Genomic DNA, 20986 nt, shown 5'->3' with positions numbered 1-20986 from the left:
CGGCGACAGTCGAGCGTGAACGTCAGCGGCCGACGAGACCGGTGGCGTACGAGATGATGCCGATGACGAAGGCGACAATGCCGCCGATCCAGGCGACCTTGGCCAGCGTGTCCGACTGGCCATGCTCGCGGTACTTGCTCTGCGCGAACAGACCCAGGCCGATCGCGGCCGGGGAGCAGCAGAACCAGCAGACGATGCCGATGATCGACAGGATCATCGGGGTGTTGCTGGGTGCGGCCTGGGCGCCGTAGCCGTAGCCGCCGTTCTGGCCGCCCGGGTAGGCGCCGTAGCCGCCGGCCGCCGGCTGACCCGGCTGCTGGCCGTAGCCCGGCTGGCCCGGCTGCTGACCGTAGCCGGGCTGCTGGCCGTAGCCGGGCTGCTGCTGCCCATAACCGGGCTGCTGCGGCTGCCCGTACTGTCCGGGCTGGCCGGGGTACGCACCAGGCTGCTGCTGGCCGTAGCCAGGCTGGCCGTACTGCCCCGGCTGGCCGCCCGGAGTCTGGCCAGGGGTGTCCTGGGGGTCGTTCTGGTCATCGCCGGGAGGCGTCGGAGTGCTCACCACAGTCCCTTCTGAGACATCGAAGAATCCCCGAAGCCTATCTGGGCCACGGGTTCAGGGTCACGTACCCTCGCCGTCGAAGGCGCGGACACGGTGCCCGGACTCAGCCGAAGCGGCCGGTGATGTAGTCCTCGGTGGCCTTTTCGGTGGGGTTGGAGAAGATCGCCTTGGTGGCGCCCATCTCGATCAGGCGACCGGGTTTGCCGGTCGCGGCCAGGTTGAAGAAGGCCGTCTGGTCGGAGACGCGAGCCGCCTGCTGCATGTTGTGCGTGACGATCACCACGGTGAAGCGGTCCTTGAGCTTCTCGATCAGGTCCTCGATCGCCAGCGTGGAGATCGGGTCCAGGGCCGAGCATGGCTCGTCCATCAGGATCACCTCGGGCTCGACCGCGATCGCCCGGGCGATGCACAGCCGCTGCTGCTGACCACCGGACAGACCGGCGCCCGGCTTGTCGAGGCGGTCCTTGACCTCGTTCCACAGGTTGGCACCCTGCAACGACGCCTCGACCACCTCGGCGAGCTTCTTGCGGTCCTTGACGCCGTTCAGCTTCAGGCCGCTCGCCACGTTGTCGAAGATCGACATCGTCGGGAACGGGTTCGGGCGCTGGAACACCATGCCGACAACCCGCCGTACGGCGACCGGATCGACACCGGTGGCGTACAGGTCCTGCTGGTCCAGCAGCACCTTGCCCTCGACGCGAGCCCCCGGAATCACCTCGTGCATCCGGTTCAGCGTGCGCAGGTAGGTGGATTTGCCGCAGCCGGACGGGCCGATGAACGCCGTCACCGAGCGGGGCTCGATGGTCATCGACACATCCTCGACGGCCTTGAAATCGCCGTAGTAGACGTTGAGGCCGCTGACCTCGATGCGCTTAGCCATATCGACTCAGAACCTCTCTGACTATTTCGACTTGATGGCGCTGAACCGGGCAACCACCCGGGCCAGCACGTTGAGGGCAAGAACGAGCAGGATCAGGGTCAGCGCGGCCGCCCAGACCCGGTCCGCGGCCGGCTGCAAAGCCAGTTCGGTGCGGTCCTGGTTGATCATCGTCGGCAGCGCGCCCATGAAGCCGTCGAACGGATTCAGGTTGATGTTCTTGGAATAGCCGACCAGGATCAGCAGCGGCGCGGTCTCACCCATCACCCGCGCCAGGCCGAGCATCACGCCGGTGACGATGCCGCCGAACGCGGTCGGCACGACCACCTTCAGAATCGTCTTCCACTTCGGCACCCCGAGCGCGTACGACGCCTCCCGGAGCTCGTCGGGGACCAGCTTGAGCATCTCCTCGGTCGACCGCAGAACGACGGGCAGCATCAGCAGCACCAGTGCGAGCGAGACCGCGAACCCGACCCGGTTGAAGCCCAGGATCGTGATCCAGACCGCGTAGATGAACAGCGCGGCGACGATCGACGGGACACCGGTCAGGATGTCGACCATGAAGCTGACCGCGCGCGCGGCCTTGGTGCCCTTGCCGTACTCGACCAGGTAGACCGCGCCGAGCACCGCGATCGGTACGGCGATCAGTGCCGTCAGCAACGACATGATCAGCGTGCCCATGATCGCGTGGTACGCACCACCGCCTTCGCGGCGAACGGTGACACCGCGCTGCGACTGACTCCACCAGTCCGCACTCGCGAGCAGGTGATATCCCTTGCTGACAACGGTCCAGAGGATCCACACCAGCGGGATCAGTGCGATGACGAAGGCCGCCACGATCAGTACGGTCGCCAGCACGTTCTTGAACGCGCGGGCCCCGGACTTGCCGGTCAGGTCCAGTTGCTTCCCGTCGTACGCCGGCTTGTTCTCGACGATGGTCGTCATACGGACGCTCCTTCGGTGGCGCGGCGGTTGCGGCGCGGGCGCTTGGCCCCGGGGGCGCTGCGGGCGACGATCAGGCGGGCCGCGGAGTTGACCAGGAACGTCACCACGAACAGCACCAGGCCGGCCGCGATGAAGGCGCCGGTCTTCTCCGGGGAGTCGAACTCGGCGGCGTTGTTGGCGATCTTCGACGCGAAGGTTTCACCACCGGCGAAGATCGACGAGATCCACGGGTCGTTGCCGTTGGGCACGGTGAGGATGATCATCACGGCGACCGTTTCGCCGAGCGCGCGGCCGAGACCGAGCATCGCGGCGCTGGTGACGCCGGAGCGCCCGTACGGCAGGACTGCCATCCGGATCATCTCCCACTTGGTGGAGCCCAGCGCCAGGGCGCCTTCGCGGTGCGCGATCGGCGTCTGCGCGAAGATCTCGCGGCTGATCGCGGTGACCACCGGCAGGATCATGATCGCCAGCACCACCGACACGGTGAAGATGACGCCGACGTTGTCGCCGATCGGCTTGTCGAACAAGGGGATCCAGCCGAGGGCGTCGGACAGGCCGTTGATCACCGGCAGCAGGATCGGGGCGAAGAACAGGATGCCCCACAGGCCGTACACGATCGACGGCACCGCGGCGAGCAGGTCGACCGCGTGCGCGACCGGCGTCGCGAGTCGCTTCGGAGCGTAGTACGTGACGAAGAGCGCGACCCCGATCGCGATCGGTACGGCGATCAGCATCGCGATGATCGAGCTGATCACCGTGGTGTAGAAGAGCGCCGCGATCCCGAACCGGGGCTCGGCGCCACCCGGCTCCCAGACCCGGGAGAACAGGAAGCTGGTGTGGTTGTCGGCCAGCGACGGGATCGCCAGCGCCAGCAGGAAGATGCCGACGAACGCCACGATGACGACCACCAGGGCACCGGAGCCGTGCGCCAGGCCGCTGAACAACCGGTCGCCGAGATGACCGACCGGGCCGAGCTCGAGCTTCGGTCCGGTCTCGCCGGTCGCCGTACCGGTGGGCTTGTCGCCCACGTGCTCCTCGGCGAGGGCGTCGAAGTGAAGGGCCGGGCCGCTCGGCCCGACGATCAGATCCTCGATCTGGGGTTCTGCTCCGGCGGCTGCCGGATCCGCCGGCCGGTCGGGCGGTGCCGTGCCGTCTGGACTACTCATCGATGGTGCTCCAAGCGCCGTGGTCGTGGGCTGCGGGGTTGGGGTCCGACGAGGCGAAGCCCCGGCCGTCCAGAAGCGGACCGGCCGGGGCTTGCATCACTGCTGGTACGACGTCTGATCGGCCGGGTCAGCTGATCGTCTGGATGGCCGCGTCGACCTTGGTCCGGATCTCCTCCGGCAGCGGCGCGTAGTTGAGCTCGGTCAGCGCACCCTGGCCGTCCTTGCCGGCGAAGTAGCTCAGGAAGCTCTTCACCAGCGCGGTCTTCTCGGCCGGCAGGCCCTTGCTGCAGGCGATCTCGTAGGTGACCAGGATGATCGGGTAGGCGCCCGCCTCCTTGGTCGCGTAGTCCAGCTTCAGCGCCAGGTCGGACCCGGTGCCGGCCGGCTTCGCGGCGGCCAGCGCCTTACCGGCGGACTCGGCGGTCAGCTCGACCGGCGTCCCCGACCCGTTGTCGATCTGCGCGACGCCGAGCTTGTTGTCGACGGCGTACGACCACTCGACGTACGTGATCGAGTTCTTGGTGCTCTTGACGCCCTCGGCGACACCCGCCGACTTCTCCTTGCCCGCACCGGTGCCGGTCCACTTCTTGGCCGGCTCACCCTTCCAGGCGCCACCACCGGCGGCCTTCAGGTACTTGGTGAAGTTCTCCGTGGTGCCGGACTCGTCCGAACGGAAGAACACCGAGATCGGGGCCGACGGCAACGTCACGCCCGCGTTCAGCTTGGCGATCGCCGGGTCGTTCCAGGTCTTGACGTCACCCTGGAAGATCTTGGCCGCCGTTGCACCGTCCAGCACCAGCTTCTGCAGGCCGTCCACGTTGTAGGCGATCGCGACCGGGCCGATCACCATCGGCAGGTTCAGCGCCGGGTTGTTCGCGCACCGCTTCGTGGCCTGCGCGGCCTCCGGCTCGCCGCCGTCCTTGGACTCGGTCTTGAGCGCCGAGTCCGACCCGGCGAAGTCCACCTGGCTGGCGTTGAACTGCTTGATCCCCGCACCGGAGCCGGTCGGGTTGTAGTTCACCGTGACCTTGTCGCAGGTCTCGTTGTACTTGCTGATGACCTCTTCGATCGCGTTCTTCTGCGCCGAGGAGCCCTCGGCGTTCAGCGTGCCCTGCGGGCAGTCGGTCGCGCCGGTCGAGGACGAACCCGTGCTCGGGTCCGAGGAGCCGGTCGGCTCCGGGTCACTGCCACAGGCGCTCAGAGCGAGCACACCGAGGGATGCCACGGCGACGGAGCCGACGCGGAGCAGGCGATTCACGAACACGAGAGTGTTGCCCTTCTGCGGGAATCAAGACTTCTGAACTTCCACAGACGGTAGGGAGACGAAGTGACTGCCCGGCCCGTCGCCGGTGAACGACCGGTGAACGGTTCCGGCACCGTAAACGACGCCCCGCGTGCCACCAGGCGGCCATCAGGTGAACTGAGTGAGCACTCGTAACTCTCCGTAGATCAAGACGGGCGTGTGCTCACGTTCCAGTAACGCTCAGCGCACTGTGAGGGTGAACTCACGGCTGATCGTCGGCTCGATCGGCAGTCCGCCGACAGCGAGCCGAGGGACCGCGATCCGGTAACGGGTTTTGGTTCCGCGCCCGGCGGCCCGAATCGCCACCGTCGCCTTGCCGTTGGTGAGTTGCACGGTCCGCGCCGTCCGCCAGCTCGTGCCGTTCCAGGCTTGCAGGGTGACCTTGGTCGTCACCCAGGGCCGCGAGTCGACGACCAAGTTGACGGTCTGGCCCACCTGGGCGGTCGGTCGGTTGAACCCTGCGGTCGCGATGTAGGCCCGCGTCTTCACCAGCCGCGCACTGGTTGAAGCCGGTGTCGAGACGATCCACTCGCTCTGATCCGGGTAGTTCTTCGAGCTCGGTACGTTCAGCCGGTACTCCTGCCCGCCGCGTGCGCGCGTCCCTCCCTGCACCACACCGGAAGTACCGGACTCCATCCGCGAGATGTAACCCCACGGTTGCTTGGCGTTGGCTCGTCCCTCCAGCGTGGCCGGGATACCGAACGTCCTCGGCTTACAGCTCGGTGTCATCGGCAGGCAGATCGGCGTGCTGACCGTCGCCAGGATCGTCTCGCTCCAGCTGTACTCGTCCATGGTCGGAACAAAGGTGTAGCGAATAGTCATCGTGCTGAACACGAGCCGCCGCTTCGATTCCTGCTTGCCCCACTCGTTCTGCGCAGTGACCCGGATCGGGTACGGCCGAGGGCGCGGCGGTACGACGGCACTCGTCGTACCGACCTGAGCCGCGAACCACTCCATCGTTCCGCCGGCCGACTCGGTCGGGGACCAGACCACCGGTCCGACCGCCTTGTCCGTCGGAAGGTCGAGCGGATCGCCGGGAGTGGTCTCTTCGGGCGCCGAGGCGTTCGTCCAGTCGACCTGCAGCGATCCGTCCGGGCGCGGCACCGCGCCCTTCAAAGTCGGTGCTGCCGGGCCGGTAGTGTCGAACCAGGGCGAGAAGACCGGAGAACTCTCAACACCGTCAGCGCCGACCGCCGTCACCTGGATCCGGGCAACCTTGTTCAGTCTGAAGTAGACAACCGCAGTACGCGCGATGTCGTTAGGCTGATCCGCAGGTACTTGAACCAGACGCTCAAGGGTCGGCCAGTCCTGGTACTCGACCCGCACCTGATTCGCTTCGCCATTGTCCTTCCAAGTCAGCCGCACCTTGGTGGGCGCAGCCGGATCCACCCAACCGACCTGCAGGTCGGTAGGCGCCTCCGGCGCCGCGGCCCAAGCAGGCGTGGACAGACCCGCGGTCAGCAGTACGGCGGACGCCGTACCGGCAACGAATTTGCGCATGTCAGACCACCGTCAGGGTGAAGGTATCGCTGGTGCTGAGCTCGACCGGCAGGCCGTTGACCTTCACCGGCGGAGTGACGATGCGGTACTTCTGCGTCGTCCCACGGCCCGCGGCGCGGATCGCGAGGTCTGCCGTGCCCTTGCTGCCGAGCTGGATGGCTCGGACGTAACGCCACTGTTTGCCGTCCCACTTGTGCAGCGCGGCCTTCAGCGGAAGGCCGGGCAGAGCCTTGACCGTCCGGTGCACTGTCACGCCCACCTGTGCCGTGGCCCAGGGATATCCGAACTGGATCTCCGAGTACTTCCGCACGAACTTCGCTGCCGTTGAGGCAGGTGGTGTGACCAAGGTGACGTCGCCGCGGTACGTCTCGGTCGCAGGGACCCACAGCCGGTACTCCTGGCCGCCGGACCTGCCGCCGGGGGCTTGGAAGAGCTTGCCATCGGTCTGGCCGGCGTTCTCGCCGACCTTCTTCCACGGACTCGAGCTGTTCGGGCGAGCGTGGACCTCGATCCCGAACACCTCCCCTTTGAGGATCTCGGGGTAGCGAGCCACCATCTTGGTGTCGAAGGAGGTCCGGTCCCAGAGCTGCCGTCCGTAGGTCGTCGCGGTCACGCCCAGGGTTCCCACCCGCACGGTCTGGTACTCGCCGGCCGGAGACTGTCCCCACTCGTTACCCGACGAGAGCTTGATCGTCAGGGGCCCCGGGCGGACCGGGATATCGGAGGGCGAAACGGTGCCTCGCGTCACGAACTCCGTCTGCTGCCCTGCGGCCGGTCCGGTCACGGCGGCCTTCAACCAGGTGCCGGTTGGCTGGTCGAGCGGATCGTTCGGGGTCTCGTCCACGAAGGGATCCCGCCCCCACCACACACGGACCGAAGTGGTGGACAGCGACTGGGCTTTGTTGACGCGCAGTTGGGGCATGCGGTGAGTGTCGAAGAGGGCGCTGCGCGCCGACTCGCTCATCTCGCCGTCTGCCCCTGTCGTGCGCACCGCGATCTGCACCTTGGGCGCCTCGCTGAACACCCTGGGGTCGAGCAGGAGCTCGTTCGGCGCATCGGCCGTCGTTACGGCGAGCCGGTATCCAGCATCCGGAATGGAGGCTGCGACGCTGTTGGCCTCGCCGTTGTCCTTCCAGGTGACGCGGACCTTCCCGTCGTCGGTCCAGGAGACCTGTACGTCGGTCGGCGCGGCCGGGGCGGCGGCCCAGGCCGGGGTGACCAAGGTGGTGGCGAACAGGGCGGCGGCGGCGCCGAGGGCGGTGATCTTGCGCATGTGCTGGGTTCCTAGCGGACGGTGAGAGTGAACGGGGAGCTGGTGCTGGCCTCGATCGGGAGGCCGTTGAGCATCAGCTTGGGGGTGAGGATGCGGTACCTCGTGGTGGTGCCGCGGCCGGCGGCGCGGATGGCGATGTCGGCGTGGCCCTTGGCCAAACGCACCTCGCGGAGGTAGCGCCACTGCTTGCCGTCCCAACGCTGCAGGGCGGCCTTCATGTCGACCTGCGGGGACAACTGCACGATCAGCTTGACGGTGGCGCTCACCGGCGCCGAAGCGGGGAAGAAGCCGGTCTTGCCGAAGTTCGCCGTGGTCAGCGAGGCCTTCGGTGCGGTGGAGGCGGGCCGCATCACGACGATCGGGATGTCGCCCGACCAGGAGTTGTTGTACGGCGGGACGAAGGTCCGGTACTGCCGTCCGCCTACGGCGGATGCCTCGGTGAAGAACGGTTCGCCTGGCCGGCCGGCGTTGCGGCCGATCTTCGTCCAGGGCGCGGAACTGTTCGGCCGCGCCTGGATCTCCACCTCGACGGTGTTGTTGCTCGGATCGCGGTCCTCGACGCAGTTGCATTGGTAGCGCAGCGTGCTGAAGGTCATCACCCTGCGGCCGTAGGCCTGCCGTGCGACGACCGGCGTCTCGATGCGCGTGATGCCGACCCGCACGAACGGTCCGGTCGCGGCCGACGTACCCCATTCGTTGCCTGCGGCGAGCGTGATCGTCGACAACGGTGCCGGGGCCGGTACGTCGAAGGCGGTGTTGTTCTCGAACGGCAGCGCATACTCCTGCTTGGGCCCGCCCGCAGGCCCGGTGACGACGGCCTTGAACCACTCGGCCTCGGGCCGATCCAGCGGATCCTTGTAGTCGATGCGTTCTTCCCGGTACCACCACAGCCGCACCGACAGATCGGGGCGCATGCTCGCGCTACGCATCTCGGGCCGGACCGGCCGCCGAGTGTCGAACTTCGGACTCTGGCCCCACCCGCTCAGGTATCCGTCGGACCTCTTCGACAAGACGATGATCCGAGCATCGTCGGTCTCCACGAAGTCCTTCGACAGCAGCACCTCGTTGGGCTCATCGGCCTCTTGCGTGTCGACCTCGGTCCCGTTGCCCACTCCGACGTGCTTACGGATCACATTCGCTTCGCCGTTGTCCTGCCAGGTCACTCGAATCTGGTCGCCCACCCAGGAGACCTGCACATTCGTCGGAACAGTGGGCTCCACAGCCCAAGCAGGAGTGGCCAGACCAGCCGTCAGCAGTACGACGGCAGCAGTCGTGGCTGCGAGTTTGCGCATGGGATCCCCAGGTGAGAACGCCCGGTGGTCACCCCTGCCGCCAGTGCGTGCCTGAAAAGTAGCGCACGCACTGGCGCGTGATGCAAGTCGAAGCCGTTGCAGCTTCGTGCAATCAGCCGATGGTGATGGGGAAGGCCGAGCTGGTGGTGGGGCTCAGGGTGAGGCCGTTGACGGTCACGGCGGGGAGGGCGATGCGATAGCTGAAGGAGCCGACGTCGTTGCCGACGTTCGCGTGCGTGAGCATGGAGCCATTGGTGAACTGGACCGGGAACACGGTGTTCCACTTGCCCTTGAGCAGGACTTGGAGGGAGCCGCGGACGGTGGCGGCGGGCTGGATCTTCGCCCACACATCCACCTTGGCGTGGCGGGCGGGGTGAGCAGGGGTGAAGCCCTTGCTGACGAACTTGATCAGGGTCTTGGAGGACCTGGCCGAAGTGGATGTGGCCGGGGTCAACGCGATGACGTTGCCGCTGACAACCTTCCGGGCCGGAACCCAGAGCCGGTACTCACGGTTGCCGAGCGAGGCGATTCCGGTGTCGAAGGCGGTCGTGGTGTTGCCGGCGTACCGGCCGTAGGTCTTCCAGGCGTCGGTGGTCTTGGCGCGGGCCTGGAGCTCGACGGGGATGCCGCTGGCGCGCTCTTCGCGGCCTTCGCTGGTGAACAGGTCGAGGGTGCTCTTGATCCCAAGTCGCGTCGAGTACACCGCGCTCGCCGGGACGCTGATGCCGGCCCCGAGGGTGCCGACCCGCACGATCCTGGTGTCCGGAGTCTCGCCCCACTCATTGGTGGAGATCAGCCGGATGGCGGCGGGACGCGCTTGCGGCGGCAGCGAGGCCGACGTCTGCCGGGGGTCGAAGGTGATGGTCTCCGTGGCGGTGCCTGGCAGGTCCACGACAGCCTTGACGGTGGGGCTGTACGGGAGGTCCAGTGCATCCCCCGGCGTGCTGTCCGCGAGCGGGTCCTTCGTCCAGAACACGTTGATGATCAGCCTGCTGATCAGTTCGGCGTCCTGGAGGCCCGGTGCCGCAGGGCGGCGGGTGTCGAACCACTCGGTCGGAGCGGCCGTGGTGAGATCGTCGCCGCTGGTGACGAGCAGCCGCACCCGATCCGCGGCCTGGAGCTTGGCCGGGAGGACGACCTCGTTGCCTTCGGCAGCGGTCACCGACTTCAGGACCTCGATCCGGTGCGGGTTCTGGTACTCGACCCGGACGGTGTTGGCCTCGCCGAGGTCGCTCCACGACAGCCGGATGTCTCGCTCGGCGGTCCAGCCGACGGAGACGTCGGTCGGTGCATCCTGTGCCGTGGCCCAGGCAGGTGCCTGCAGACCGGCAGTCAGTACGGCGGCCGCGGCCGCGGTGATGGCGAATCTACGCATGTGGGTTCCCTGGTGAGAGCGCACGGCGGTCAGCGCACGGTGAGCGTGAAGGCGGAGCTTGTCGTGGCGCTGACGGTCAGGCCGTTGACGACTACCGCGGGGACGGTGATGCGGTAGCGGGCGGAGCCGGGCTCGTCGCCGGCGCCGCCGTGCTGGAGGGCGTAGCCCTTGGTGAACTGGAGGGGGCCGGCGTCGAACCAGGTGCGGCCGTCCCAGAACTGGAGGCGGGCCTTCACCGTGGAGGCGGGCTGGATCCGTGCGGACAGGTCAACGTTGGCGCCGACACGGGCGGTGGACGGTGAGAAGCCGGCCGAGAGGAACTTGGCCAAGGTGATCGACGACTTGGCGGACGTGGACGTGGCCGGGGTCAGCGCGATGACGTTGGTGGCAACGATCTTGCGGGCCGGGACGAGCAGGCGGTACTGACGGTTGCCGAGGGCAGCGATTCCGGTGTCGAACGCAGCCGTCGTGTTGCCGGCGTACCGGCCGTAGGTCTTCCAGGCGTCGGCGGTCTTGGCGCGGGCCTGGAGCTCGACGGGGATGCCGCTGGCGCGCTCTTCGCGGCCTTCGCTGGTGAACAGGTCGAGGGTGCTCTTGATGGCGAGCCGGGAGCTGTAGACGGCGCGGGCCGGCACGGTGATCCCGGCGCCCATGGTGCCCAGACGGACGACCTTGGCGCTCTGTGCGCTCTCGCCCCACTCGTTGACGGCGCTCAGCCGGATCGCCGCGGGCCGGGCCTGCGCCGGTACGACGCCGGAGGTCGCGCCGGCGGCGAAGTCGTGGCGGCCGATAGCGGTGCCGGGGAGGTCGATGTTCGCCCTGACCGCTCCGGTGCCGGGCAGGTCGAGCGGATCGCCCGGCGTCTGGTCGGCCACGGCAGCCAGCGTCCAGGTGAGCGAGGTCGTCAGGTTCGCGGCCAGGTTGGCGTCCTGCAGGACCGGTACGGCGGGGCGCCGGGTGTCGAAGACCGGCGTCGCGGCGCCGTCGCTGACCTCGCTGCCGACGACGGACTTGATGATCAGCCGGACCTTGTCCGAGGCGGCCAGCGGGTTGGCCAGCGAGGCGACATTGCCGTCCTCGCCGGTGACCGAGGCGATCAGCGTGGGCGTGCCGCCGTCGTACTCGGCGAAGATCTGGTTGGCCTCGCCGGCGTCGCTCCATTTCAGGTTGACCCGCTCGGCGACCCAGCTGACGGTCACGTCGGTCGGTACGTCGGGGGCGGCGGCGAAGGCGGGGGTCTGGAGACCGGCGGCGAGGGCGGCGACGGCGGTCGCGGCGAGGGCGAATCTACGCATGGTGAACCTTTCGAAACGAGTTCACCGCCACGGCGCAGTGGCTGCCGTGGCGGTGAATGTGCTGAAGAGTGACTACTTGACGGTGAGGTTGTAGGCAGGGCTCGTGTTGGCCAGGACGGTCAGGCCGTTGACGACGACGGTGGGTGCGATGACGCGGACCCGGACGGTGTAGCGCTCCGTCTCGATGTCACCGCGCTCGACGTACGATCCCTTGGTGAGCGGCAGGTCGCCGAGGGCGATCCACTTGCTGCCGGTCCAGCCCTGCAGCTGCGCCTTGACCGAGACGGCCGGCAGGATCTTCACCGAGAAGGTCGAGCGGGCGCCGACCCGGACGACCGACGGGCTGAAGCCGCCGGTGCCGAACTTGACGTAGGTCTTGGAGGACTTGACCGAGGTCGAGGTGGCCGGGGTCAGCACGATGACGTTGCTGGTAGCAACCTTCCGGGCCGGGACCCAGAGCCGGTACTGACGGTTGCCGAGGGCAGCGATTCCGGTGTCGAAGGCGGCGGTGGTGTTGCCGTCGTACCGGCCGTAGGTCTTGAAGGCGTCGGTGGTCTTGGCGCGGGCCTGGAGCTCGACCTTGATCCCGCTCGCCCGCTCCTCGCGGCCCGGGCTGGTGAACAGGTCCAGGGTGCTCTTGATCGGGAGGCGGTTCGAGAACTGCGCCGACGCGGGGACCGTGATCCCGGCGCCGAGCGTGCCCAGCTTGACGGTCCGGGCCCCCTTGGCCTTGCCCCACGGGCTGATCGAGGTCAGCGTGAACGTGGTCGGCCGCGGCTGCGGAGCGATCGTGGCACCATCCGTGGCGAAGCTGTAGACGCCCAGGCTCTGAGTGGTGCCGTTGGGCCGCAGCGCGGTGACCTCGATTCCCTCGTAGCCACGGGCGTCCAGCGGGTCGCCCGGCGTCGCGTCCGAGGTGGCGGGCAGTGTCCACTTGAGCTGGGTCGACAGGTTCGCCGCCAGGGTCGCGTCCTGCAGCGCCGGCGCGGCCGGCACGAAGGTGTCGAACTCGGGGGAGGGCGCCGAGGCGCTCTCGCCGTCGGCGTTGGTGGACTTGACGATCAGCTTCACCTTGTCCAGGTTCTTCGCGAGGACGCTCGCGGGGAACAGGAACTCGTTGGCCGCGGTCGAGGCGACGTCGCCGAACTTCAGCTCGTTGCCGCCCGGGAGCTGCCAGTAGACCGTGTTGGCCTCGCCGGTGTCGGTCCAGGTCAGTTTGATGTTGCTGCTGTCCGCCCAGGCGATCGTGACGCCGGTCGGTACGTCGGGAGCGGCGGCCCAGGCGGGCGCCTGCAGGCCGGCGGTGAGGGCGGCGACAGCAGCCGCCGCGAGGGCAAATTTGCGCATGTGAGTGCATCCCAGGTGAGAACGCCTGACGATCACCCCTGTCGCCAGCGCGTGGCCCGAACCGTAGCAGGCCAACGGCTCAGACCGGAAAACTTTTGCACCAACGTGCAAAGGGTCACTCAGCTGGAGAAGTCCTCCGGGGCTACGCCGTCCAGGAACTGGCGGAACCGCTCCAGCTCGGCCTGTTCCTCCTCCGGCGTCGCCACGCCGGCCTCGCGGAGAACCTCTTCGGTACAGCGGATCGGGGTGTTCAGCCGGACCGCGAGCGCCACCGAGTCACTCGGGCGCGCCGAGACCCGGGCGCCGTTGTCCAGCAGGAGCTCGGCGTAGAAGACCGCGTCCCGCAGTTCGACGATCTCGACGGCCTCCAGGCGAACGCCCCAGGCCTCGATCAGGTCCCGCATCAGGTCGTGGGTGAGCGGCCGGGATGGGCGCAGGCCCTGTTCCTCGTAGGCGATCGCGGTCGCCTCGACCGAGCCGATCGAGATCGGCAGGTAGCGGTAGCCCTCGGTCTCGCGCAGCATCATCACCGGGGCCCGGTTGGGCGATTCCATCCGGATCCCGATCAGTGTCAGTTCTCGCATCATCGTCATGGTGCGACCTCTCCTCAGACCGGCACCGGGTGGGGCGCCGGTTCCTCGGTAGGAACATACCCGTCGCTACCAGTGTCACCCGGACACCCCTGCTGCTGTGCCTGGATCGTCACCGAGCCGTGGCGCGACAGTGCTGAAAGCCGGAGCCCTACAACTCAGATCGAATCGCTTGCACGGTCAGTGACCAGCCAGCAAGGTAAGAGACAGCAAGGTGACAGTGCGTCATTGACCTGTCACCGACAATGGAATAGTCCGGTACGGCGAGAGGCTGGGGACCGATGCCGACAGGTCGGGGGACCTTTGCAGTGCGAACCATGGGGACCGAGGTGCTGATCGTGGCGCCGAACCGCCTGGTTCGCGACGGAGTGCAGACGCTGGTCGAGGAGCAGGACGGGTTCCGGGTGTCCGGCGCGGTGGAGAACATCGCGGCCGCGAGCCACGGGATTCGTTCCGGCCGGCCGGACGTGGTGCTGGTGGACACGGCGTACCACGTCGGGATCATCGGGTTGCTGCAGCTGCGGAGCGGGTACGACGGGCCCAAGGTGGTTGCCCTCGTCACCGGCGACTGTCCACCGGTGGCGCGGCTGCGCGAGTATTTCGCGGCCGGTCTGGACGGGATCGTCTCGAGCGCGGACGACATCACGGTCGGCCTGGTCGCCGTCCGGTCCGGCGCGGCGCCGGGCGGCTGGATCAGTCCGGCGATCGGTGCGGAGATCCTGCGTGATCCGCCGCGGGTCGCCGAGCCGTCGAAGAAGTTGCTCGAGGCAATCACGCCGAGCGAGTACGCCGTACTGAAGCTGGTGGCCGACGGGCACACCGACCGCGAGATCGCGGGCCGGCTGCAACGCAGTGAACGCGTGGTCAAGTACCACGTGTCGAACCTGCTCTCGAAGTTGCAGGCGCGCAATCGGGCGCATGTCGTCAACCTGGCCGTTCGATCAGGTCTGCTCACCGCCGCCTGTCCGTCCGACCAGGGCTGACGTGTCCGAACGACACGGGTCGTGCGGCTGTCCAGGCGGTTGACTCGATGGCAGGGCCGACCAGCGGCTCGGCACGTCGAAACCAGGGGAGGCGCACACCATGCGCGCAATCACGAGAATCACCGTCGGACTCGTCATGACCACCGGACTGGGATTCGCCGGTGCCTCGGTGGCCGGCGCGGACCGCGGCGACGGCCAACTGGCCTGCAACTCGGGCGAGATCTGCTTCGCGCAGAACTCCGGTGGTGGCGGCGGTCAGCGGCACTTCTTCTACGGGTCGACCAACCACGCCAACGAAGGCAACTTCTCCAACGGCGTGGTTTTCTACCACAACGCCAGCTCGATCAAGAACCGCGACACCGAGTCGCCGGTCTGCGTCACCGAGTCCGGCGACTGGGTCAACGACAGCTGGCAGTTCCCGGAGCGGTCGTCCAGCTGGTCGAACTTCGCCGAGGACCTGAACGACGAGAACGCCAGTCACAAGCGCGGTCGCTGCTGACGAACTCGCTGCGCGGGGGCGGGTCCGCCCGTCCCCGCGGTTGGCCGAAGGGGACCGTGATGCGTGCCATCGCCGTACTGAGTGTGCTGTTGATCGCGACCGGCTGTGCTGCGGAGCCGCCGTCGCGAGCGCCTGAACTACCGCCGTTGCCGGCCGGTGCCCGGCCGTTCGAGTTGTTCCGGCGGGCCGACCTGACGCAGATCGACCAAGCCGACCGCGCTCTGTTCAACGACTGCCTGGCGGACAACGGCTATCCACAAGAACGGGCCCTCGGCAACCAACCTGTCGCCGCCGTGGCCGGGCTGTCGCGACCGCCGATCAGCCCGCGCACCGAGGCCGAGGCGCGAAAGTACGGATTCGGTACGGCGTTACCCGCGGAGCCGGCCGCGATCGACCGCAAGGACCCGGCGTTCTTCGCCGTCGCCGGCCGCTGCGAGACCACGGCCCGATCGGCCCTCGGCGTACCGATCGAGGTGGCAGGGTTGCGGGATCGCTATGCACAGCTGGGGAATGCGCTGGTTCAGGAGCGGGCTCGGAAGGTTGAGACGATTCTTGTCGCCCATAGCAAGAAGCTGGCCGCCTGCCTGGCCGGTCGGGGACATCGGTTGCAGACCGGAGCGACCTTCAGTGCTCGTGGTGACCTGAAGCAGTTTGGTGTCGCGCTTGGTACGCACACACCGGCGAAGCCGCTTGCGGTACGCCGTCCGGACGGATTGCCGGCCGAGGTGCAGATCAAGCCGGCGGTACCTGCGCGCGAGTACCGGCCGAGCAAGGCCGAAGCTGCGTTCGCGGTCAGTTTCGTTCGCTGCGGCCGGCAGAGCGGACTGTTCGCGGCCATCGATCGCGACGAGAGGGCCATCGAGCAACAGATCGTAGAGCGGCATGTCGCGGAGTTCAGCGGGCTGAACCCGCAGATCGAGGCGATGGCGGCGAAGGCGCGTGAGGTGCTCAGGGGGCGCTGAAGCGCTCGTAGATCAGGCGGCCGTTAGCCAGCCGGTGCGCAACCAGGAAGGCGCCGGGGGAGAACTTGCCGACCTTCAGCCCCAGCTCCCGCTGCAGAGCAGGGAGCACCGGTCGGTGGGAGCACACGACCGTCACGCGGCCCGGCCGCCAGGCGCGGTCCCGCAGACCACGCAGGCCGTGCGGATCAGCGTCGTACCCACGCTCGGAGATCTCCGGCCAGAGGTGCAGCTTCCGGTCGATCGCCTCGGCGTACGGACTCAGGGTGGCGGTGCAGCGCTCGGCGTCGCTGCTGATCAGCCGGTCGGCACCAAGAGCAGCCAGTACTTCGCTCAGTCGGCCGGCGACCGCCGTACCGGTCGAGTTGAGTGGACGGAGTGTGTCCTTGCCGTCCCAGTCCTTGCGTTTCACCGCCTCTGCGTGCCGGACCAGCACCAGCGTGGCCTCGACGGGCGCCACCTTGTCCAGAGCGTCCAAGATGTCCACGTCGCGCGGATAGCTCAGCCGTGAGCGCGCCTTGTCCACCGGCAACCAGTCGATCTTGTCGACCTCGTCGTTCGGCTCGAAGTCGGTGCCACCGGTTGCTACGGCGGACCAGTAGTGCACCAGCTTCTCCGCCGTGGCGCCGTTCTTGCGGATCGGATAGCGCTGCACGCCGAGCGGCGCACCGAGAACAACCTGTACGCCGGTCTCCTCCTCGATCTCGCGTCGTGCGGCGAGCAGGACATGCTCGTGCTGGGTGAGCTTGCCCTTCGGGAGGGACCAGTCGTCGTACCGAGGGCGGTGCACGAGCAGCACCTGACGGGTGCCGTGGCGCTCCCGCCAAACGACACCACCCGCGGCGATGACCGTCGCCGGGTTGCTCATATCTTCAGCCTAGGTAATCGGATCGGCGGTTCTGCGGCGGCCACGCGTGGCGATCAGCTTTTCTTGCAGGTCGCGGAGCGGTTCACCGTCCGGCCCGATCAGTCTGGCTTCCCAGGTGTTGTCCGGCTGCAGCCACCACGACTGGGTGCCCTCGTCCAGCGCCAGGTCGAACATCTCCCGGACCTCACCGATGTGGTCGGGTTCCTTGAGCTGCACGAGCACCTCGACCCGGCGGTCCAGGTTGCGGTGCATCAGGTCGGCCGAGCCGATCCATGCCTCGGGTTCGCCGCCGTTCTCGAACCAGAACACCCGGCTGTGCTCCAGGAACCGGCCCAGGATGCTGCGGACGCGGATGTTCTCGGACAGCCCCTCGATCCCCGGCCGGATGGTGCAGATGCCGCGAATCCACAGGTCAACCGGTACGCCGGCCTGTGACGCCCGGTAGAGCGCGTCGCACAGCGCCTCGTCGACCAGACTGTTCACCTTGATCCGGACGCGCGCCGGGCGACCGGCCAGGTGATGCCCGACCTCACGGTTGATGCGCTCGAGCAGACCACGCCGTACGGACTGGGGTGCGACCAGAATCCGGCGGTAGCCCGCGTTGCGCGCGAAACCGGAGAGGTGGTTGAACAGGTGCGCCACGTCCTCCGTGACCACCTTGTCGCTGGTGAGCAGACCTAGGTCCTCGTAGAGCCGTGCCGTCTTGGGGTGGTAGTTGCCGGTACCGATGTGGACGTAGCGACGCAGGCCGTCGGGCTCGTCACGCACCACCATGGAGAGTTTGGAGTGCGTCTTCAGGCCGATCACGCCGTACACGACGTGACAGCCGGCGTGCTCGAGCTGCCGGGCCCACTTGATGTTGGCCTGCTCGTCGAAGCGCGCCTGGATCTCCACCAGCACCAGGACCTGCTTGCCGGCCTCGGCCGCATCGATCAGGGCGTCGACGATCGGGGAGTCGCCGGAGGTGCGATAAAGCGTCTGCTTGATCGCCAGCACATGCGGATCGGCAGCCGCTTGCTCGATGAACCGCTGCACGCTGGTCGAGAACGAGTCGTACGGGTGGTGGACCAGCACGTCGCGCTGCTTGAGCGCGTAGAACATGTCCGCCGGATTCGACGTCTCCACCTCCGCCAGATGCGGGTGGGTGGACGGGACGAACGCCGGGTACTTCAGCTCGGCGCGGTCCAGACCGGCGATCGCGAACAGGCCGCGCAGGTCCAGCGGACCGGGCAGCTCGAACACCTCGGCCTCTTTGACACCCAGCTCGGACAGCAGCAGTGCCCGGACCTGCGGATCGATCGACTCCTCGACCTCGAGCCGGACCGGCGGACCGAACCGTCGGCGCAGCAGCTCCTTCTCGAGCGCCACCAGGAGGTTCTCCGCGTCGTCCTCCTCGACCTCGAGGTCCTCGTTGCGGGTCACCCGGAAGGTGTGGTGCTGGGTGACCTCCATGCCCGGGAAGAGCTGGTCCAGATGGACCGCGATCACGTCCTCCAGCGGGACGAACCGACCCTCCGCCACCTGCACAAACCGCGGCAACAGCGGCGGCACCTTCACGCGCGCGAAGTGCTCACCACCGGTGTCGGGGTTGCGGACCACGACGGCCAGGTTGAGGCTCAGGCCGGAGATGTAGGGGAACGGGTGCGACGGGTCGACCGCCAGTGGCGTCAGCACAGGGAAGACGCGGTCCCGGAAGAACCGGGTCATCTCGTCGCGCTCGCTCTGCTCCAGGTCGACCCAGCGCAGGATGTCGATGCCCTGCTCGGTCAGCGCGGGCTGAACGACCTTGCGCCAGGTGTCGGCCTGCCGGTCCATCAGCTCGCGGCTACGGGTCAGGCTGCGGTCGAGCACCTCGCGCGGAAGCAGCCCGCTGGCCGCCTTGACCGCGACCCCGGCCGCGATCCGGCGCTTCAGACCGGCGATCCGGACCATGTAGAACTCGTCCAGGTTGCTCGCGAAGATCGCCAGGAACTTGGCCCGCTCGAGCAACGGGACCGTGTCGTTCTCCGCGAGCTCGAGCACCCGCTGGTTGAACGCCAGCCAGCTCAGCTCCCGATCGGAGAAGCGGTCCTCCGGGAGATCGCCCGCTGCCGCGATGTCGTACGGCGGTTCGACGTCGTACTCCCGATTGTGGGATGCCAGCAAGTCTCCAGCCACGTTGACCAGCATCCCATCCTTTGGTGAACACAAGGTTGCGGAGGGCATGTCGGCGGACCGCCGGATCTTGTTGCTAGCGTCACTCCTTGTGAACCCTCGACTGGACGCCTTGCTCCGAAGCACCGTGTCCGCCGTACAGGCGAACGCGCTGACGCCGCTCTACGCGCTCCCCACCGCCGTCCGGCGGCGGCTGGCCGGCGCCCCGATCCAGATCGACGGCAACACCCTCGATCCCGAGATCCAGTTGCTCCTGCGCGTGGAGTCATTGTTGCCCGGCACAACGAAGACGACCGCCGCCGCGGCCCGCGCACACATGCGCAGCGTGACCAAGCTGGTCGCCGGTCACCCGCGCGAGCTACAGCGTGTGACCGACCTCACCGTCCGCGGCGCCGACGGCCAGCTCGGCGCGCGGCTGTACGTCCCGCGCGACCCCGGCCGCGGCCTGTTCGTCTTCCTGCACGGCGGCGGCTGGGTCGTCGGCGACCTCGACACCCACGACGCCCTCTGCCGCGCCCTCGCCGCCGACGCCGGCCTCCGCGTCCTGTCGGTCGACTACCGCCTGGCCCCCGAGGCACCCGCTCCCACTGCCGCCGAGGACGCGCTCGCCGCCTTCTCCTGGGCGGTCGAACACGCCGAGGATCTCGGTGTCGACCCCGCCCTGATCGCCATCGGCGGCGACAGCGCCGGCGGCAACCTGGCCGCCGTAGTCGCCCAGCAAACCGTCGCCCGCGACCTCCCCCGCCCGGCCCTCCAGGTCCTGCTCTACCCCGCCGTCGACCTCGTCGGCCGCCGCCCCAGCCGAGACCTCTTCGCGGACAACTTCCTCCTCACCGAAGAAGACATCCTCTGGTACCGCGAGCACTACACCCCCGACCCCGCGATCCGCCCCGACCCGATCGTCTCCCCGCTCCTCGCCGATTCCCTCACCGGCCTCCCGCCAGCCCTCATCACCACCGCCGGCTTCGACCCCCTCCGCGACGAAGGCATCGAGTACGCCGAAGCCCTAACCGCCGCCGGCGTAGAAGTAACCCACCTCAACCACCCCGGCCTCCCCCACGGCCACTACAACCTCCAAGCAATCCCCGGCGCCACCGCCGAAGCCATCACCACCCTCGCCGAGCACCTAAAAGCAGCCCTCCACTAACGAGGCGGATCCACCAACACAGGCACAGCCTCCCGAACCCGCAACGGCGTCGAGGGGCCGGTGATCGGGATGTTGGGAAGGTACCGGGTCGGCACGCCGGGAGCATCGAAACTCGCGTCATAAGTGACCGTGACCGACAGGCGCAGGTCACCCCGCTTCATGTACTTGTGGGTGATCTCCTTCGACGGATACGGCTTCCCCGGCGATTCCGTGGTCTTGCTCGTCCCGTCCCCGAAATGCCACGTGTAGTTGCGCGGCACCGCCGTCACAATGACGTTGATCCCGGCGACGTTCACGGGGACCGTAGTGATGCCTTTGTCGTCGGTGTAGACGATCGTCTCCATGTTGACGAGCGTCCGATCCTTGGGCTGCACATGAACCGTCAACTTCGGAAAAATCACGTCCTTGGACTCAGCCAGCACCTGCTCCCACGTGATGTCCTCAGGCCGAGGCTGTACGACGCGAGGCGGCGTACCAGGACGCACCGGCTGCCGCGGCTGGATCGGCCCAGTCGGCTGACACCGCGTAGGCCCAGGAATCGTCCCATCGGGTGTCACGCGCCCACAAATCCCAATGTTCAACCGGATCGGTGCAGGATCGTTCTGGGGCCGCTTCTGTGGTCGGCGGCCAGGAGAGGTTAGGAGCGACTTGCGGGGCTTGTGGGATGGAGCTGCTGGTCTCGTCAGGTGCCGCCCGCGCTGCTCTGTACGGCCGGACACGCTCGCGCCCCACTCGGTTTTCTTCCCCGTGACGTTTGGCTTTGGGGTTTTGCCGTCCGCCCTTGCGGGGACGAGAGCCGAGACCGGCCGTTGCTGAGCGGCGAACGCCGCAGTGCAGGGTCCGGCTCCAGCGAG

The 20986-nt window shown here is 67.9% G+C and carries 19 protein-coding genes; 4 read left to right on the top strand and 15 right to left on the bottom strand.

Annotated features, from left to right (window positions below; genetic code table 11):
• Nucleotides 1-22: 22 nt before the first annotated feature.
• From ABZS29_RS35150 to ABZS29_RS35095, 12 genes are all read right to left on the bottom strand, one after another.
• Nucleotides 23-559 carry a hypothetical protein gene (locus ABZS29_RS35150; RefSeq protein WP_355468777.1) on the bottom strand — a complete coding sequence of 179 codons (537 nt, stop codon included), beginning with the start codon at nt 557-559 and terminating at the stop codon, nt 23-25.
• A 103-nt stretch (nt 560-662) separates the two neighbouring features.
• Nucleotides 663-1439 carry a phosphate ABC transporter ATP-binding protein PstB gene (gene pstB, locus ABZS29_RS35145; protein WP_355468775.1) on the bottom strand — a complete coding sequence of 259 codons (777 nt, stop codon included), beginning with the start codon at nt 1437-1439 and terminating at the stop codon, nt 663-665.
• A gap of 21 nt (nt 1440-1460) precedes the next feature.
• Entirely contained in the window at nt 1461-2381 is a 921-nt protein-coding gene (gene pstA, locus ABZS29_RS35140) for a phosphate ABC transporter permease PstA (protein ID WP_355468773.1), read from the bottom strand.
• The gene (gene pstC, locus ABZS29_RS35135) at nt 2378-3547 is read right to left on the bottom strand and encodes a phosphate ABC transporter permease subunit PstC (protein WP_355468771.1); all 1170 of its coding nucleotides are present in this window, start codon (nt 3545-3547) and stop codon (nt 2378-2380) included. Before pstC ends, pstA begins: the two co-directional genes overlap by 4 nt.
• Before the next feature lie 127 nt (nt 3548-3674).
• Nucleotides 3675-4811: a phosphate ABC transporter substrate-binding protein PstS gene (gene pstS, locus ABZS29_RS35130; RefSeq protein WP_355468769.1), complete on the bottom strand. Its 1137-nt coding sequence runs from the start codon at nt 4809-4811 to the stop codon at nt 3675-3677.
• 219 nt (nt 4812-5030) lie between these two features.
• On the bottom strand, nt 5031-6350 hold the full coding sequence (locus ABZS29_RS35125; RefSeq protein ID WP_355468767.1) for a hypothetical protein: 1320 nt from the start codon (nt 6348-6350) through the stop codon (nt 5031-5033).
• 1 nt (nt 6351) lies between these two features.
• Nucleotides 6352-7623 (bottom strand): hypothetical protein, encoded by a 1272-nt coding sequence (locus tag ABZS29_RS35120; RefSeq protein ID WP_355468765.1) that lies wholly within the window; start codon nt 7621-7623, stop codon nt 6352-6354.
• A gap of 11 nt (nt 7624-7634) precedes the next feature.
• The gene (locus ABZS29_RS35115; RefSeq protein WP_355468764.1) at nt 7635-8915 is read right to left on the bottom strand and encodes a hypothetical protein; all 1281 of its coding nucleotides are present in this window, start codon (nt 8913-8915) and stop codon (nt 7635-7637) included.
• 112 nt (nt 8916-9027) lie between these two features.
• Nucleotides 9028-10290, bottom strand: a complete 1263-nt coding sequence (locus ABZS29_RS35110; RefSeq protein ID WP_355468762.1) for a hypothetical protein — start codon at nt 10288-10290, stop codon at nt 9028-9030.
• Between the two features lie 29 nt (nt 10291-10319).
• Nucleotides 10320-11585 (bottom strand): hypothetical protein, encoded by a 1266-nt coding sequence (locus tag ABZS29_RS35105; RefSeq protein WP_355468760.1) that lies wholly within the window; start codon nt 11583-11585, stop codon nt 10320-10322.
• Nucleotides 11586-11657: 72 nt separating this feature from the next.
• The gene (locus ABZS29_RS35100) at nt 11658-12932 is read right to left on the bottom strand and encodes a hypothetical protein (RefSeq protein WP_355468758.1); all 1275 of its coding nucleotides are present in this window, start codon (nt 12930-12932) and stop codon (nt 11658-11660) included.
• Between the two features lie 119 nt (nt 12933-13051).
• Nucleotides 13052-13516 (bottom strand): bifunctional nuclease family protein, encoded by a 465-nt coding sequence (locus ABZS29_RS35095; RefSeq protein ID WP_165952492.1) that lies wholly within the window; start codon nt 13514-13516, stop codon nt 13052-13054.
• A 323-nt stretch (nt 13517-13839) separates the two neighbouring features.
• On the opposite strand from ABZS29_RS35095, the gene ABZS29_RS35090 reads away from it, so the two are divergent.
• The 3 genes from ABZS29_RS35090 to ABZS29_RS35080 all read left to right on the top strand — a co-directional run bounded on the left by ABZS29_RS35090 (nt 13840) and on the right by ABZS29_RS35080 (nt 15966).
• Nucleotides 13840-14505 carry a response regulator transcription factor gene (locus ABZS29_RS35090; RefSeq protein ID WP_355468756.1) on the top strand — a complete coding sequence of 222 codons (666 nt, stop codon included), beginning with the start codon at nt 13840-13842 and terminating at the stop codon, nt 14503-14505.
• A 100-nt stretch (nt 14506-14605) separates the two neighbouring features.
• Nucleotides 14606-15004: a hypothetical protein gene (locus ABZS29_RS35085; protein WP_355468754.1), complete on the top strand. Its 399-nt coding sequence runs from the start codon at nt 14606-14608 to the stop codon at nt 15002-15004.
• 59 nt (nt 15005-15063) lie between these two features.
• Nucleotides 15064-15966, top strand: a complete 903-nt coding sequence (locus ABZS29_RS35080; protein WP_355468752.1) for a hypothetical protein — start codon at nt 15064-15066, stop codon at nt 15964-15966.
• Here ABZS29_RS35080 and ABZS29_RS35075 read toward each other — a convergent pair.
• A complete protein-coding gene (locus ABZS29_RS35075; RefSeq protein ID WP_355468750.1) occupies nt 15953-16831 on the bottom strand; it encodes an NUDIX domain-containing protein in 879 nt (292 codons plus the stop codon). The two genes, ABZS29_RS35080 and ABZS29_RS35075, sit on opposite strands and share 14 nt — an antisense overlap.
• Nucleotides 16832-16840: 9 nt before the next feature.
• Nucleotides 16841-19000, bottom strand: coding sequence for an RNA degradosome polyphosphate kinase (locus ABZS29_RS35070; RefSeq protein WP_355468748.1), 2160 nt, complete (start codon nt 18998-19000; stop codon nt 16841-16843).
• A gap of 76 nt (nt 19001-19076) precedes the next feature.
• Here ABZS29_RS35070 and ABZS29_RS35065 point away from each other — a divergent pair, with 76 nt between their 5' ends.
• A complete protein-coding gene (locus ABZS29_RS35065) occupies nt 19077-20132 on the top strand; it encodes an alpha/beta hydrolase (protein ID WP_355468746.1) in 1056 nt (351 codons plus the stop codon).
• Here the strand turns inward: ABZS29_RS35065 and ABZS29_RS35060 are convergent.
• Nucleotides 20129-20518: a PKD domain-containing protein gene (locus tag ABZS29_RS35060; protein WP_355468744.1), complete on the bottom strand. Its 390-nt coding sequence runs from the start codon at nt 20516-20518 to the stop codon at nt 20129-20131. The genes ABZS29_RS35065 and ABZS29_RS35060 overlap by 4 nt on opposite strands.
• Nucleotides 20519-20986 lie beyond the last annotated feature (468 nt).

This window comes from Kribbella sp. NPDC005582 (assembly GCF_040605415.1).
In the GTDB taxonomy this organism is placed as follows: domain Bacteria; phylum Actinomycetota; class Actinomycetes; order Propionibacteriales; family Kribbellaceae; genus Kribbella.
Note: the sequence above shows the minus strand (reverse complement) of the source record. Positions and strands in the feature narration are given on the sequence as shown.

Excerpts from the sequence above, each read along its gene's own strand:
- pstB (WP_355468775.1), bottom strand. The coding sequence starts at position 1,439 with ATGGCTAAGCGCATCGAGGTCAGCGGCCTCAACGTCTACTACGGCGAT.
- pstA (WP_355468773.1), bottom strand. The coding sequence starts at position 2,381 with ATGACGACCATCGTCGAGAACAAGCCGGCGTACGACGGGAAGCAACTG.
- pstC (WP_355468771.1), bottom strand. The coding sequence starts at position 3,547 with ATGAGTAGTCCAGACGGCACGGCACCGCCCGACCGGCCGGCGGATCCG.
- ABZS29_RS35125 (WP_355468767.1), bottom strand. The coding sequence starts at position 6,350 with ATGCGCAAATTCGTTGCCGGTACGGCGTCCGCCGTACTGCTGACCGCG.
- ABZS29_RS35120 (WP_355468765.1), bottom strand. The coding sequence starts at position 7,623 with ATGCGCAAGATCACCGCCCTCGGCGCCGCCGCCGCCCTGTTCGCCACC.
- ABZS29_RS35115 (WP_355468764.1), bottom strand. The coding sequence starts at position 8,915 with ATGCGCAAACTCGCAGCCACGACTGCTGCCGTCGTACTGCTGACGGCT.
- ABZS29_RS35110 (WP_355468762.1), bottom strand. The coding sequence starts at position 10,290 with ATGCGTAGATTCGCCATCACCGCGGCCGCGGCCGCCGTACTGACTGCC.
- ABZS29_RS35105 (WP_355468760.1), bottom strand. The coding sequence starts at position 11,585 with ATGCGTAGATTCGCCCTCGCCGCGACCGCCGTCGCCGCCCTCGCCGCC.
- ABZS29_RS35100 (WP_355468758.1), bottom strand. The coding sequence starts at position 12,932 with ATGCGCAAATTTGCCCTCGCGGCGGCTGCTGTCGCCGCCCTCACCGCC.
- ABZS29_RS35095 (WP_165952492.1), bottom strand. The coding sequence starts at position 13,516 with ATGCGAGAACTGACACTGATCGGGATCCGGATGGAATCGCCCAACCGG.
- ABZS29_RS35090 (WP_355468756.1), top strand. The coding sequence starts at position 13,840 with ATGGGGACCGAGGTGCTGATCGTGGCGCCGAACCGCCTGGTTCGCGAC.
- ABZS29_RS35085 (WP_355468754.1), top strand. The coding sequence starts at position 14,606 with ATGCGCGCAATCACGAGAATCACCGTCGGACTCGTCATGACCACCGGA.
- ABZS29_RS35080 (WP_355468752.1), top strand. The coding sequence starts at position 15,064 with ATGCGTGCCATCGCCGTACTGAGTGTGCTGTTGATCGCGACCGGCTGT.
- ABZS29_RS35075 (WP_355468750.1), bottom strand. The coding sequence starts at position 16,831 with ATGAGCAACCCGGCGACGGTCATCGCCGCGGGTGGTGTCGTTTGGCGG.
- ABZS29_RS35070 (WP_355468748.1), bottom strand. The coding sequence starts at position 19,000 with ATGCTGGTCAACGTGGCTGGAGACTTGCTGGCATCCCACAATCGGGAG.